The organism is Bacillus sp. FSL L8-0654 (assembly GCF_038629965.1).
Taxonomy (GTDB): domain Bacteria; phylum Bacillota; class Bacilli; order Bacillales; family Bacillaceae; genus Bacillus; species Bacillus safensis.
Genome location: NZ_CP152026.1, coordinates 3,514,590 through 3,528,606, shown reverse-complemented (window position 1 = coordinate 3,528,606; position 14,017 = coordinate 3,514,590). Strand labels below are relative to the sequence as shown.

General features: G+C 44.2%; 16 protein-coding genes. 13 read left to right on the top strand and 3 right to left on the bottom strand.

Going from position 1 to position 14,017, the window contains the following annotated elements; genetic code table 11:
* Positions 1-4: 4 nt before the first annotated feature.
* From MHH65_RS18245 to MHH65_RS18235, 3 genes are all read left to right on the top strand, one after another.
* On the top strand, positions 5-334 hold the full coding sequence (locus MHH65_RS18245; RefSeq protein ID WP_024423898.1) for a PTS lactose/cellobiose transporter subunit IIA: 330 nt from the start codon (positions 5-7) through the stop codon (positions 332-334).
* A gap of 86 nt (positions 335-420) precedes the next feature.
* Complete coding sequence (locus MHH65_RS18240) at positions 421-1,248, top strand: polysaccharide deacetylase family protein (protein ID WP_251232482.1); 828 nt, start codon at positions 421-423, stop codon at positions 1,246-1,248.
* 308 nt (positions 1,249-1,556) lie between these two features.
* Positions 1,557-1,925: a VOC family protein gene (locus MHH65_RS18235; RefSeq protein WP_335350991.1), complete on the top strand. Its 369-nt coding sequence runs from the start codon at positions 1,557-1,559 to the stop codon at positions 1,923-1,925.
* 44 nt (positions 1,926-1,969) lie between these two features.
* Here the strand turns inward: MHH65_RS18235 and ribD are convergent, their stop codons facing one another.
* From ribD to MHH65_RS18220, 3 genes are read right to left on the bottom strand one after another with little or no spacing between them, the layout of a single operon-like run.
* Positions 1,970-3,061: a bifunctional diaminohydroxyphosphoribosylaminopyrimidine deaminase/5-amino-6-(5-phosphoribosylamino)uracil reductase RibD gene (ribD, locus tag MHH65_RS18230; RefSeq protein ID WP_061110264.1), complete on the bottom strand. Its 1,092-nt coding sequence runs from the start codon at positions 3,059-3,061 to the stop codon at positions 1,970-1,972.
* On the bottom strand, positions 3,048-3,809 hold the full coding sequence (locus MHH65_RS18225) for a GTP cyclohydrolase II (protein WP_061110263.1): 762 nt from the start codon (positions 3,807-3,809) through the stop codon (positions 3,048-3,050). The genes ribD and MHH65_RS18225 overlap by 14 nt, the downstream gene beginning before the upstream one ends.
* A 16-nt stretch (positions 3,810-3,825) precedes the next feature.
* The gene (locus tag MHH65_RS18220) at positions 3,826-4,680 is read right to left on the bottom strand and encodes a VOC family protein (protein WP_065214953.1); all 855 of its coding nucleotides are present in this window, start codon (positions 4,678-4,680) and stop codon (positions 3,826-3,828) included.
* Positions 4,681-4,856: 176 nt separating this feature from the next.
* Here MHH65_RS18220 and MHH65_RS18215 point away from each other — a divergent pair, with 176 nt between their 5' ends.
* The 10 genes from MHH65_RS18215 to MHH65_RS18170 all read left to right on the top strand — a co-directional run bounded on the left by MHH65_RS18215 (position 4,857) and on the right by MHH65_RS18170 (position 14,016).
* The gene (locus MHH65_RS18215) at positions 4,857-5,189 is read left to right on the top strand and encodes a helix-turn-helix domain-containing protein (protein ID WP_024427514.1); all 333 of its coding nucleotides are present in this window, start codon (positions 4,857-4,859) and stop codon (positions 5,187-5,189) included.
* A gap of 370 nt (positions 5,190-5,559) precedes the next feature.
* A complete protein-coding gene (locus MHH65_RS18210; protein ID WP_024427513.1) occupies positions 5,560-6,018 on the top strand; it encodes an NEAT domain-containing protein in 459 nt (152 codons plus the stop codon).
* 20 nt (positions 6,019-6,038) lie between these two features.
* Positions 6,039-6,692, top strand: a complete 654-nt coding sequence (gene isdC, locus MHH65_RS18205) for a heme uptake protein IsdC (RefSeq protein ID WP_024427512.1) — start codon at positions 6,039-6,041, stop codon at positions 6,690-6,692.
* A gap of 19 nt (positions 6,693-6,711) precedes the next feature.
* On the top strand, positions 6,712-8,529 hold the full coding sequence (locus MHH65_RS18200) for an NEAT domain-containing protein (protein WP_024427511.1): 1,818 nt from the start codon (positions 6,712-6,714) through the stop codon (positions 8,527-8,529).
* A 76-nt stretch (positions 8,530-8,605) separates the two neighbouring features.
* On the top strand, positions 8,606-9,493 hold the full coding sequence (isdE, locus tag MHH65_RS18195; protein WP_024427510.1) for a heme ABC transporter substrate-binding protein IsdE: 888 nt from the start codon (positions 8,606-8,608) through the stop codon (positions 9,491-9,493).
* A gap of 33 nt (positions 9,494-9,526) precedes the next feature.
* Positions 9,527-10,513, top strand: a complete 987-nt coding sequence (locus MHH65_RS18190; protein ID WP_024427509.1) for an iron ABC transporter permease — start codon at positions 9,527-9,529, stop codon at positions 10,511-10,513.
* A complete protein-coding gene (locus tag MHH65_RS18185; protein ID WP_024427508.1) occupies positions 10,500-11,270 on the top strand; it encodes an ABC transporter ATP-binding protein in 771 nt (256 codons plus the stop codon). Before MHH65_RS18190 ends, MHH65_RS18185 begins: the two co-directional genes overlap by 14 nt.
* A 26-nt stretch (positions 11,271-11,296) precedes the next feature.
* Complete coding sequence (gene srtB / locus MHH65_RS18180) at positions 11,297-12,049, top strand: class B sortase (RefSeq protein ID WP_024427507.1); 753 nt, start codon at positions 11,297-11,299, stop codon at positions 12,047-12,049.
* 18 nt (positions 12,050-12,067) lie between these two features.
* Positions 12,068-13,006, top strand: coding sequence for an ABC transporter substrate-binding protein (locus MHH65_RS18175; protein WP_024427506.1), 939 nt, complete (start codon positions 12,068-12,070; stop codon positions 13,004-13,006).
* Entirely contained in the window at positions 13,003-14,016 is a 1,014-nt protein-coding gene (locus tag MHH65_RS18170; RefSeq protein ID WP_024423883.1) for an iron ABC transporter permease, read from the top strand. The genes MHH65_RS18175 and MHH65_RS18170 overlap by 4 nt, the downstream gene beginning before the upstream one ends.
* Position 14,017: the final 1 nt, after the last annotated feature.

Genomic DNA, 14,017 nt, shown 5'->3' with positions numbered 1-14,017 from the left:
GCAGATGACGGTATTAGAGGAAATGCAGGGAGCAGCCTTTCAAATCATTGCCCATGCAGGCGAGGCAAGAAGTCATTATGTAGAAGCGATTCGTCTAGCAAGAGCTGATGATTTTGAAAAAGCGCAGCAGTTGATCGAAAAAGGGGAGGAAGCGTTTCGAAGCATCCACAACCTGCACTTGTCGCTGATTCAAAAAGAAGCGGCAGGTGAACAGCTTCCGTTTTCTTTACTGCTGATACACGCAGAAGATCAAATGCTCACAACAGAGACCATTCATCTGCTCGCCATCGAAATGATCGAAATGTGTAAAAAAATGAATACCCTGTCAAAATAGTTGTCAATGAATAACCAATTTCTGTTATAATCATTCGGTAGATAAAGAGAAAGCAGGATTGGTGAATGAAGAAAACATGTAGGCTGATGACGATTGGTTTTATGCTGCTGCTCATTTCGGGCTGTATGGGAATGAAGGAGCAGGCGGGAGGAAGCCAGCAAGTCATCAAAGAGGAAAAGGGTCGAATACAAACAAAAGACATTCAGCAGAAAAAAGAAACGGCAGTGATAGAGACAAAAAGCTGGATAAAGCAAAAGGAGCCGGTCGAGCTTCCGATTTTGATGTATCATAGTATCTCAAGCGGCAACTCGTTACGTGTGCCAAAGAGCGAATTTGCAGCTCATATGAAATGGCTGAAGGACAACGACTATGTCACACTGTCGCCAGAAGAGGTGTACCGCGTTTTCACAACAAATTCGATGCCAAGTAAGAAGAGTGTCCTCATTACATTTGATGATGGATATACGGATAATTATACAAAGGCATTTCCGATTTTAAAGCAGTATGAAATGAAAGCAACGATTTTCATGATTGAGCAATCCATTGGCCGTCCAAATCACTTAACGGATGAGCAAATGGACGAGATGATGGCACATGGGATATCGATTGAGAGTCATACGATTCATCATTTAGAGCTCAATCGATTATCAAAGCAGCAGCAGGAAGAGGAGTTAAAAGGATCAAAGACATTCTTCGATCAGCGATTTTCTCAGCGTACGAGAATGGTCAGCTATCCTGTCGGGCGCTATAATGAAGAGACGTTGAAGCTGGCGAAGGAAGCTGGATATCAAATGGCTGTCACCACTGAACCAGGACATGCGAAGAAGGAACAAGGCATGATGTCATTGCACCGCGTCCGTATTTCACCGGGACTTTCACCAGAAAGCTTTGGCAGGCTGGTAGAAGGGAAGTAACGATCAATGTTTCACATGAAACATTTTTCGACAAGTTTCACCAAAATGAATCACCGCCCATACACCTTGACATGATATGTCTTGGTTTCAACTGTTATTACAAGACACTTAGATAGACAGAACTTTCATTATCAGGGGAGTTCTGTTTTTTAAATTGTCATTCAAACCCTACATCGTAAGAAACACCTCAATGAAAAACTCAAAGATCAAGCCCGCCAATGAAGTAACAAGTAAATTTTCTCAGCATCGCAAAAACTTAAGACACACTACATAGAAAAACCAATTGAGAAAAGAAAGGGAGAGGAAATATGTCAAACTTTTTTGGAATCGACCATGTTCAACTAGCTGCCCCAAAAGGAAGTGAAGAGAAAGCTCGTTTGTTTTTTGGCGAAATTTTAGGAATGGAAGAAATACCTAAGCCTAGTAATCTAGCTAAACGTGGAGGTGTCTGGTTTCAATGCGGTCATCATCAGCTTCACATTGGCATTGAGGAACATTTTCAAGCTGCAAAGAAAGCTCATCCCGCTTTTCTTGTAAAGAGTCTATCGGAATTAAAAGAGGCATTATTGAAGCATCACATTCGTATAAGAGAAGATGAGCCATTGGAGGGAGCCAATCGGTTTTATGTAGAAGATCCTTTTGGGAATCGAATTGAGTTTTTAGAGAGGAGAGACTAGAAGACAAAAAGAAGGCTGTCGAGATTTTCTCGACAGCCTGTTTGTTATTGATAAACGGGATAGCCCGTCATTTTGATATCTTTTCCGAGTGGTTCCACGGTGAGTTGATCCAGTTCAATGGCATCACTCATGAGGCGTATGCCTTCGCCTCCGAAAAAGGAAGGGGAAAGTCGTCCTCCAATGAGCTTAGGCGCCATATAGATGACGAGTTTATCTACAAGCTGCTGCTCTAAGAATGAGGCGTTAATCTGGCCGCCGCCTTCAATCATGAGAGAGGAGATATTTTTTTCTCCCAGCACTTGAAGCACTTCTTTCAGGGGCACCCGCGTGTCGCTGTCTGTCATGAAGACACGGACGCCAGCTTCTTCTAAAGCCGCTCGTTTTTCCTTATCGGCTTGCTTTGTTGTAAAGATCCATGTAGGTGCCATCTGATCCGTGACGATCTTTGCTGTCAGTGGTGTTGACAGCTTAGAGTCTAAGACAATTCGAATCGGATTATTCCCATTTGGAATCCGCGCAGTTAATGAAGGATCATCGTGAATGACGGTTTGAGCACCGACCAAAATCGCATCATTGATACTGCGGATATGGTGAGCGTCATAACGGGATGTCTCAGATGTAATCCACTTGCTGTCAGACGTGGCAGAGGCGATTTTTCCATCTAAGGTAATGCCTGCTTTGAGCGTCACAAAAGGTGTTTTTTTCGTAATAAAGTGATTAAATACTTCATTCATCAGAATGGATTCCTGTTCAAGTACGCCCGTGATGACTTGAATGCCTGCGTCTTGTAAAATGGCAATCCCGCGGCCAGCGACAAGCGGATTCGGATCAAGTGCTGCCACGACAACAGTTTCGACGCCGGCTTTTACAAGTGCTTCCGCGCAAGGGCCTGTGCGTCCATGGTGGGAACAAGGCTCGAGGGTCACATAAATAGTGGCTCCTTTTGCTTTGTCTCCGGCCATGTTGAGTGCATGAATTTCAGCATGTGGTTCACCGGCTTTCATATGAGCACCGACTCCAACAATTTCATTCTCTCGCACAATCACAGCCCCGACGAGCGGGTTCGGAGATGTCTGACCTTTCATTGCCCGTGCATTATCAAGGGCTAGCTTCATATATCGCTCATGATGTGGCAATCGTACGCACCTCTTGCTCCGCCTTCATGTGACCTGAGCGGTTGATTTTTGTCTGCAAGTATTTTTCGTTAAATTCAGAGACATCTCCCCAAAGCGGAATGCGTCCAGAAAGAGATAAGCCTGCATGGCTGATCGCATCTGTCTTTTTCGGATTATTGGTAATGAGTCTGACTGGCTTTGTACGAAGTGTTTGAAGAACGGCAATGGCTTCTTCATATTGACGTGTGTCATCTTCAAAACCAAGTGCTTCGTTCGCTTCTACTGTATCGTAGCCGTTTTCTTGAAGAATATAAGCCATGGCTTTACTGAAAAGACCAATGCCGCGGCCTTCATGATTGGCTAAGTAAAACAGGGCTCCTGCCCCATTGTCCTCGATCATTCGCATAGACTGCTTCAATTGGAATCCGCAGTCGCAGCGCTTGCTTCCGAAAATATCGCCAGTGTGGCAAATGGAATGCATGCGGATAAGGGCTTCGTCAGCTTGCTCAAAATCCCCGTATACTAGAACGCTTGACTGCTGATGATCAGCAAGCTGGCGGGACGAGAGGCTTTCAATTAAAGCTTCATCTGACAATGGCTCTTTTCCATCGTCTTTTAACCATGAATACCAGTTGAACATGACGGTTCTGCCGTCTAAATTCACTGGCAGTTTAATGGGTCCAGTGATATATATATACCCGTCTTCTTGCTGAACTCGTTTGATTTTATCTTTTAATATGGCTGTTTTAAGCTCTGTGTGTTTGTCCATATTCTGCACCTTCTTTTTAGTCTGTTTCTTCAATCTGTAAACGAACGAGAACGCCAAATGGATCAACAAATTCGCTGCTTTTTCCTGTCGTGTTGACTTGAGTGCCTGCTTTTGTCAGGCGTTCGATGACGGATTGTCTGTCTGCTTCTTCTGGGAAAACCAGTGTATAGCTTCTAATTCCTGAAAAACGTGGATCAATGGCTCCTTTTCGTCCGCGTCCCCATGCATTAAATGCAAGGTGGTGGTGGTACACACCAGCAGCGATAAATAGGCTTGCTGGTGGAGCCATTCGGATATGAAAACCGAGCGTATGGACATAAAAGGAATCTGCTTCTTCTGGGTTGAGATGGAAATGCAAGTGTCCCATCACTGTACCCGCAGGGAGTCCTTCCCATGTGGTATCAGCGGCTTCCTGAAGGAGACCATCTCCATCAAGCGGTGCATTTCCGCCACCTTTCAGTTCTCCATGCTCACCTACCCAAATGTCCTCAGGACGGTCAGCATAAATTTCTACGCCAATGCCGTCAGGATCACTTAAATAAATGGCTTCACTGAAAAAGTGATCGCTTGCTCCAATTAAAGGATAGCCTTTTTTGATCACATGTGCCAGCCATGTGCCCAGGTTTTTTCTGGTAGGTAATAAAACCGCAAAGTGATAAAGACCTGGCTCATGATCAGGTTTTTCTTTGAGCTGTGCATCCTCTTTTAACAAAAGGATCGGTTCCTTTGCATTGCTGCCAAGTGTCACCGTGGAATCTGTTTTTTCTAATATAGTAAATCCTAAAATGTCTGTATAAAAAGGTAAAGAACGATCAAAGCTGGACACATGTAATTCTGTCACACCCAGTCTTAGCTGCTCAATTGTCTTCAAGCTCGGTCATCTCCTTCATGATATATGCATCGGCATGTTCAAATGTTTTTGAAAATCTATAAAAATGAATACCTTGTTACTTTTAGTAACTAAACTATATAATAGTTAGTGACTTATTTCAAGTAATTAATTGTGCTATAATGAAAAAAAGAGAAAAAAGCAGGAGGGAGTAAGATATGGCTCAAGTAGATGGCTGCCCAATTACAGATGCCATGGAGATTCTAGGCAAGAAGTGGGTCATTCTCATCATCAATCAGCTTCTGACAGGGCCTAAGCGTTTTTGTCAGCTTGAAAATGAAATGAACATCAGCGGAAGATTACTATCAGAAAGGCTGAAGGATTTAGAAGCTGAGGGACTTGTTGAGAAAAAGGTATACCCTGACATTCCAGTGCGGATTGAATACGAATTAACAGTGCAAGGAAAGAAAATTGAACCGATTATTCGTGAAATGTATGCTTGGTCTTTAGATCGTAAAAACAGCAAAATAGAGGAACATGTTCCTTCTTAATCCATTTCGATCAGTGTGTCTGATCGAAATTTTTTTGTGTGATTTTCCAGAAAACTGAGACAATAGTATGAAAAATGATGTTGACAATCATTTCATGCATTATGTAATATCAAGGAGAAGAGGGTTCTTTTCCCTGTAATGGAATGGAGGTTATGCCATGGTATTATGAATGGGACAGATTGCCTAAAACACGTATCAATCCATCATTTAGAAACAGACATCTTTGACTTTTAGGAAGCAAAGATTTATTTTTTCAACTCAATTGATAATGATTATCATAATCATCTATAAGTGTGTTCCGGCACTTATGAAGGTTATTTTTTTTATTGTCTATTGAGAATAATTATCAATATCATTTAGGAGGGTTCACATGAAAGTCATTCGTTCAACATCACCCGTATTATTATTCCTTAGTTTTGTTCTACTATTTGCTCTAGCTCCTGTTAGCACAGCCTCAGCAGCTGGCTTAGCAGATGGTCAATATTCAGCGCAATATGTGGTTTGGAAGGCTGATAGCGATTCGACTTCAACAGCGAATACGTATTTCGAAAAACCAGCCAAGCTTGTCGTAAAGGATGGAAAAATCAAAGCACAAGTCACGTTAACGAATAGCTCTTGGATCACAAGCTTTAAAACGTTCGATCAAGGTGTCTACAAAGATGCGAAGGTGATCAGTACAAATACAGCAGCAAATAAGAGAACAGTAGAATTCAATGTGAACAGCCTGACTGAGGTTGTACCAGCAAAAGTGAGTGTGACTGTACCGGCCATCGGATATACAGGCAATTACGACATTCGCCTCAAGTTTGATGCGGCATCTGTTCAATAGAAAGGGAGGAAATTCGCTTGATGAAAAAAAGGATGAAGCTGTTAGTCTTCATGACCGTTTTTTTACTGGCACTTATGCTGCCTTTTTCAAACGCACAGGCTGCCGCATTAAAGGATGGTACATACTCCGTCAATTATACAGTGCTGAAAGCTGAAGGAAATGCGGTCTCAATGGCAAATGATTATTGGCTGAAGCCAGCAAAAGTGATAGCGAAAAATGGGAATCTGACAGTACAAATGACGATTAAAAATAGCAGCTGGGTAACGGAATTTAAAGTACCGGGAAATGGCGGCTATGTCGATACAACCGTTCTCTCAACAAATAAAAAAGCCAATACAAGGCTCGTTCAGTTCCAAGCTCAAAGCTTGTCTAAACCAATCAAGTCAAAAATTCATGTCACTGTGAAATCTGCTGATTATGATCATGATTACACCATTCAGCTGAAATTTGATGAGAGCAGCATCAAGTCACTTTCGTCTAACAATGCAAATCAATCAGCAGGTGCAGCAGAAAGTCAGCAGCCATCAAAAGAATCAACGAACAAAGCTGATTCATCCACAACGAAACAAGAAGAAAATCCTCAAACTGGTGATACAAGCCAGACAGGGTGGCTCCTTGTGCTTGTCTTATGTTCAGGCGGGTTTTTAGCAAGAAAGTGGATCATCAAGCATTAACGGAAGGAAGTGTCACCATTTGAAACGTCTTTTTCATCTAAAGGCAGCCATTCTGCTCGTTTTATTCAGTTTGTTGACTGCGTTTCAGATTCCTCAAGGAACAGCTCAAGCGGCATCATTCGTTGATGGTGAATACACAGTTGGATTCACCGTTTTAAAAAATGGCAGCACAGAAGCGTCCATGATGGATACCTATACAGAAAAGCCAGCTAAGCTGATTGTGGAAAATGGCAAGAAAACAGCCTATGTCACACTGAAGCAAAGCAAAGAAATAACAGATTTCAAGGTCGAACAAAATGGTGCTCTCGTTACCACTGAAACGGTCAGTGAGGACGAAACAGCCAATACACGTGTGATCAAATTTAATGTCGACGACTTATCAGCGAAATTAAACGGCTGGGTGAAAATTTACTGGGATTTAGGCGGCTTTATTTATGACGAAGCATATGACGTACAGCTTGCATTCGATCAAAGCAGCCTCACACTCGTTACGCCTGCAAAACCAGACGATAATGAAACAAAGCCAGATGACCAAAACGGTACAAAGCCAGACGATAGCGAAACAAAGCCGGATGACCAAAACGGTACAAAGCCAGACGATAACGAAACAAAGCCGGATGACCAAAACGGTACAAAGCCAGACGATCAACCGACAACACCAGGCAATAACAATGGCACAAAACCAAAACCAGATGATTCTGCGCAAAATCAATTAAAAGATGGCGTATATCGTATTAATTACAGTGTGCTAAAAGGGGATACGGATGAGGCATCTCGAATGAGTGATTACTTCTCACACCCTGCATCCTTAACTGTCAAAAATGGAAAGCAAACCATTTCCTTTACGGTGAAGGACCATAAGTCTGTCGCTTCTTTAAAAACAGAGAAAAACGGTTCTTATCAAGAAGCCAAAACAGTCAGCAAGGATGAAGCAAAGAATACAAGAGTGGTTTCATTTGATGTAGATGATTTGAAAAACGAGGTCAAAGGAAAAGTACACATTGTAGTAGCAGCCGCTAACTATGACCAAACCTACGATATTCGTTTTCAATTTGATTCAAAGAGTATCGCTCCAGTGAAGGACGGGCAGGTGGTAGAGGAAGAAAAACCAGCTGCACCAGAAACACCAAAACCAAACACACCAACAACAGAAACAAATAACGGCGGAGCAAATCAAGAGACGGCTCAGCTAAAAGATGGTGTATACAAGCTTCCTTTCTCAATGAAGAAAGCAGATAAGGATGAGCTTTCTCGCATGAACGATTACGTCGTGAGTCCTGCGACACTGGTTGTAAAAAATGGCCGCCATTTCGTTTCATATACAGTGAAGAACAGCTCAGCCATCACGTCATTCCAAGTAGGAACAGGCGGAAAGTTTGAAGAGACACTTGTCGCGAAAACAGATGAAAAAGCAGATACACGCGTTATTCAATATGAAGCAAAAAGTTTAAGTGGAGCTCAGGCTGCACGCGTAAAGATTGATATTCCAGCTGCGAACTACCATGAGCAGTATGATGTCAAACTTGTCTATGACACAAAAGGAATCGCTCTCGGTGAGGGAAGCGGAATTTCAACAGTCATTGGAGACGATGAGAGTATCGGCTTTGTCAAAAATCCAAATGATCACGATTCTCAAACAACTCAACTTGAGAATGCAGCACCTGAGGAAACGGGTGCGGAGCAGATGACATTTACGCCATCAGATGATCAAACCAAATCTGAGTCTGGACAGCTGAATCCGAAAACGGGAGATACCTCTCTTCTTTGGGTGTATATTCTTTTATTCGGCGGGTCGTTATTCGTACTCGTTAGAAAATATCAAACACGGACAAGATAGTTCGTTTTATTTTAAGTGAGATGCGCCATTTACCTCGGCGCATCCACTCTCTTTTTTCGAAAGGAGGCTTCTGTTTTTGAAGCATCGAATGTTATGTACCTTGATCGCTGCTCTCAGTGTGTGCGTGATCTTATCGGGCTGCTCACAGTCAGCAGAAAGCTCAGCAAAAGGCAAAAAAAGCGCTGAATCAAGTGAGCGCATTGTGGCAACGACTGTAGCTGCTGCGGAGATCATGGATGCTTTAGAGGTGGATCTTGTCGGGGTGCCAACAAGTCAAAAATCCTTGCCAGCTCGTTACAAAGGATTGCCGGAAGTCGGCAACCCAATGAGCCCGGACATGGAAATCATCCAATCACTTCAACCGACAGATGTCCTGTCTGTCACAACCCTTCAATATGATTTAGAGACACCCTTTCAGCAAGCAGGTGTCCCTGCTACATACTTAAATCTTGAGAGCATGTCCAGCATGGAGAAGGCCATCACGAAGCTTGGAGATCAGTATGACAGAAAGAAGCAGGCTGAACGCATTGTGTCTGAGTTTGAGCAAAAAAAGAAAGACATTCAAGAGAGGACGAAAGGAAAACGCAAGCCGTCCGTTCTGATTTTGCTTGGTGTGCCAGGCAGTTATTTGGTGGCGACAGAGAATTCATATATTGGTGATCTTGTGCGTATCGCAGGAGGAAAGAACATTGTGGAAGGCGAGAAAATGGAGTATTTGGCATCCAATACGGAATATTTACAAAAAGCCAATCCAGATATCATTCTCCGGGCCGCACATGGGATGCCAGACGAAGTCGTCCAAATGTTTGATGAAGAATTCAAAACAAATGACATCTGGAAACATTTCAATGCGGTCAAACAAGACCGGGTGTATGACCTCGAAGAAAGCTTATTCGGGACAACAGGCAATTTAAAGGCAGCAGAAGCATTAGATGAATTGACTCGTATGTTGTATCCGTCATAAGCGGCGAATCTTAATGATAAAAGGACGTTCAAGATGAAAAAAACAGGGATTTTATTTCTGATAGTCAGTCTCTTACTGGTCTGCGTGTTTATTTATTCAGCCATTACTGGGAGCATTCATGTCACCCCAATTGAATTATTAGAAGGGCTCATCACCGGTCAACATGCACAGGTAGAAATCATTAAAGATTTGAGAATTCCCCGCATGCTTATCGCGATGTTTACAGGGGCCGCCTTATCTGTCTCTGGTGTACTGCTGCAGTCGGTCATGAGGAATCCGTTAGCTGATGCCGGCGTCATTGGCATTTCATCAGGAGCCAGCTTCTTTTCATTAATGGCGATTACAGCGCTTCCTCAATTTTATTTCTACTCTCCTTTATTTTCGGTATTAGGCGGAGCTATTGCGTGCTTCCTCGTGTATGTTCTGTCTTGGAAGGGTGGTTTAAGCCCAATCCGCATGATCTTGGTTGGGATCGCCATCAATGCCATGTTTACTGGAATGGCTGAAGCATTTGTGACCATTTGCAGCTATTTCAATATCACGATTAATCAGTCGGGACAGTCGAATCTCACGATGAAAACGTGGGGAGATGTCCGTTTAATCGGTGTCTATGGTGTTGCCGGCCTTGTCGTTGCACTCTTCTTCAGCAGGTGGTGCAACCTCCTGGCTCTTCAGGACAAGACAGCGAAAAATTTAGGATTGCGTGTGACCAGAATGCGCCTTTTGATTTCCATCACAGCCGTTTTACTTGCGGCGGTGACAGCTGCAGTAGCGGGCGTGATCGCCTTTGTCGGCTTGCTCATTCCGCACATTTCAAGAAGGCTTGTCGGCTCGGATCACCGGGTACTGATTCCATTTTCTGCGTTAAGCGGGGCTTTGCTTATTTTGACGGCTGATACGCTTGGCAGGACGCTTGTGGCGCCAAATGAGATTCCTGCTTCTACGATCATGGCCGTGATTGGCGGGCCGTTTCTGATCTTTTTATTAAGAAGGGGGGACCGTCTCCATGGACATTCGTGAGGTGTCATTCTCATATGACCAGCAGAAGGACATCGTTCAATCAGTCACAACAAAGATTGAAAAGGGGAAAATCACAACCATTATCGGTCCAAATGGCTCGGGAAAATCCACACTGCTTTCCTTAATGTCGAATAATCATTGTCCAAATAAAGGGCAAATTCACTTAGACGGGCAAACGCTGAATACGTTCAAGCCAAAGGAGCTGGCAAAAAAGCTCGCTGTCGTCCATCAGCAAAATGAAGCGCCGCTTGATTTAACGATCGAACGGGTCGTGGCATTCGGCAGAACGCCGTACCAGACGATGCGCGGAGGAGACAAGGAAGAGGATGAGAGAGCGATAGAGTGGGCGCTGTCCAGTACAAAGCTAACGGACAAACGAAAGGTGCCGCTCGCCTCTCTGTCAGGTGGAGAGCGGCAGCGTGTATGGATTGCGATGGCGCTTGCGCAGAAAACACCGATCCTTTTCTTAGATGAACCGACAACTTATTTGGATATTTACTATCAATTTGACATTCTTGAGCTGATCCGTGAACTGAATGCCGTGCATGGATTAACGATTGTCATGGTGCTGCACGACATGAATCAGGCTGTACGCTACAGCGATATCATCATAGCGATGAAGGATGGACAGGTTATCAGTGAAGGACAGCCAAACGATGTGTTAACAGAGGAAAACGTGCGGCACATTTATGATGTGTCCGTCACGATTAGACAGGATGCAGAAACAGGGATGTACATCGTGCCTGTTGGTATATAAGCTGGGCAAAAAGCAGGTGAGACAGTGTGAAACGAGGAAAACGGCTTTGGCAGCGGATGCTGACGATCGTTTGTTTAGGCGTATTTATTTACAGCGGGACAGCCATCGGCTTCGAACTTTTCGGTTATTATCAAAATCGCCAGGTGCTTGCAAAGGCTCAGACGATGTATGGATATGAAGAAGGTATGACTGAAAAACGGGAGCAGGGAAAGATCCGTTCGTCATTTGATGAGCTGCGGAAGGTGAATGAGGACATTGTCGGCTGGATCAATATGAAAGACACGATGATTCAGTATCCGATTGTTCAATCTCACGATAATGCGTTCTACTTAACTCGCAATTATTTAAAAAACGACACCCGGGCAGGCAGTATCTTTATGGATTATCGTAATGATGTCCTGCATGAAAGCCCAAATACAGTGGTGTACGGCCATCGGATGAGGGATGGATCCATGTTCGCTGGACTCACAAACTATCTAAAAAAAGATTTCTTCCAAGAGCACCGGACATTTCAGTACGATACGCTGTATCAAAGCTATGAAGCGGAGATTTTTGCTGTGTATGAAACGACGGTTGACTTCGACTATATTCAAACCGATTTTCAAGATCTTGGCGAATATGCGCACTACTTGCAAGCTGTGCGGAAGAAATCAATCTATCAAACGAAGACAGACGTGTCCACAGATGACCTCATCCTCACCTTATCGACCTGTGATCATGTGCTTGCACCTAAAAGCGGGCGTCTCGTGGTACAGGCAAAGCTAAAGAAAGTTTACTAGAAAAGGAGAGACAGACGGTTGAAATTTTCACATGTGATCTTGGCGGGACTCGTCTTGATGCTTCTCCTCGGCGGATGCAGTCAGGCAGCACCTGTAGAGAAAGGAAGCGGGCAAGGAGCGCTGAAAATAAAGGATTTTACCGGAAGAACGCTGTCGTTTGATGAATCCCCTCAGCGTATCGTCGCCTTGTCGACCGGGGACATGAGTATTCTGTATGCTTTAGGCGGTAAGGCGGTCGGCCGGCCAACTGCTGAGTTACCAGCCAGCTTACAAAAGGCAAAGTCCGTACAAACGATTGGCACAACGCATCAATTTGATGTAGAGCTGATCACAAGCTTAAAGCCTGATGTTGTGCTTGGAAATGAACAATTAAACAGCAAGGACATCTCTACAATAGAAGGAATTGATTCACAGCTTCTTTTGACAAGTGCCAATTCAGTGAAGGACATCCAGCGTCAAATCTCGTTATTTGGGGAGTTGCTCGGAAAGCAGCAAAAGGCTAAAGCACTCAATGAGAAAATTGATGAGCGAAAAAAGCAGGTCAAGCAGCCTAAGAAAAAAGTGAAAACACTCGTTGTGTACGGTGCACCCGGCACATATATGGCGGCACTTCCCCAATCCTTAAGCGGAGATTTGCTGCACATCGCTGGGGGTGCAAACATTGCTGAGAATGAACCGGCACTCGAAAAATTTCCTCAATACGCCCAAATTAATGCAGAAAAGGTGATCGAAGCCGATCCTGATCTCATTCTGCTCATGACACACAGCAATCCTGACGATGTGAAAGCGGGCTTTATGAGTGAAATGAAACAGAATGCAGCATGGCACGACGTATCAGCTGTCAAAAATGGCCGCGTGGAGATTCTGCCTAGTGATTTATTCGGGACGAACCCAGGCGCAGACGTCATAAAGGCGATTGATGAACTAGAGAAGAGATTGAAGCGATTGTCATCATGAAGGTGAATGCAGAGTTAGATTTTCAAAAAAGACAGTCAAGAAGAAGATGGCTGATACCGGGACTGCTTATCTCACTAGGTGTGGGCATATGCCTAGGGCTTGCATTAGGTTCTGTTCAATTATCGCTGCCAGATTTGATCGCTGCTTTGACGGGATCAGGCCAGCCAGTCCATGAAAAAATCGTCATGGATTTACGCCTGCCTCGCGTTCTCATAGGTTTCATTGTCGGAGCCTGTCTCGCAGCATCAGGGGCCATTTTACAAGGAGTCGTCCGAAATCCACTCGCTGACCCCGGGATCATCGGTGTGACTGCCGGCGGCGGGTTAGCTGCTGTACTCAGCATGATTGTGTTTCCGCAATTCACTTATCTGCTTCCAGCGGCTGCCTTCCTAGGGGCTTTATTAGCGGCACTTGTTGTGTATATTTTGTCGTTCGATCAAGGGGTTTCACCACTGAAATTGATTCTGGCGGGAGTGGCAGTCAATGCCCTGCTTGGTGCGGTCATGAATGGATTTATGGTGCTTTATAGTGAGCGTGTGCAGGCTGTTCTGCCTTTTTTATCAGGAGGATTAAATGGACGGAGCTGGCATCACCTGAGCTTTGTGTCACCTTATGCGATTGCTGGATTGTGTCTTTGTTTTTTTGCGATCAAGCCGGCAAATCTTCTTTTGCTTGGTGATGATTCAGCACAGCTGCTCGGCCTTAGAGTCGAGCGAACCCGATTTTTCTTAATTGCACTGGCGGCGCTTTTGGCGGGTGCAGCTGTAAGCGTGAGCGGTTTAATTGGATTTGTCGGTCTTGTCGTCCCTCATTTTATCCGCCTTTTAATTGGAGATGACTACCGTTACCTGCTGCCGATCTCAATGCTTGGCGGCGGCGTACTTGTGGTTTTTGCTGATACAGCAGCACGGGTATGGTTTACACCGGTTGAACTGCCTGTTGGTATTCTGCTTGCCTGTATTGGTGCACCTTTCTTCCTCTATTTATTAAAAAAGAAAGGGAGGGGTTAAG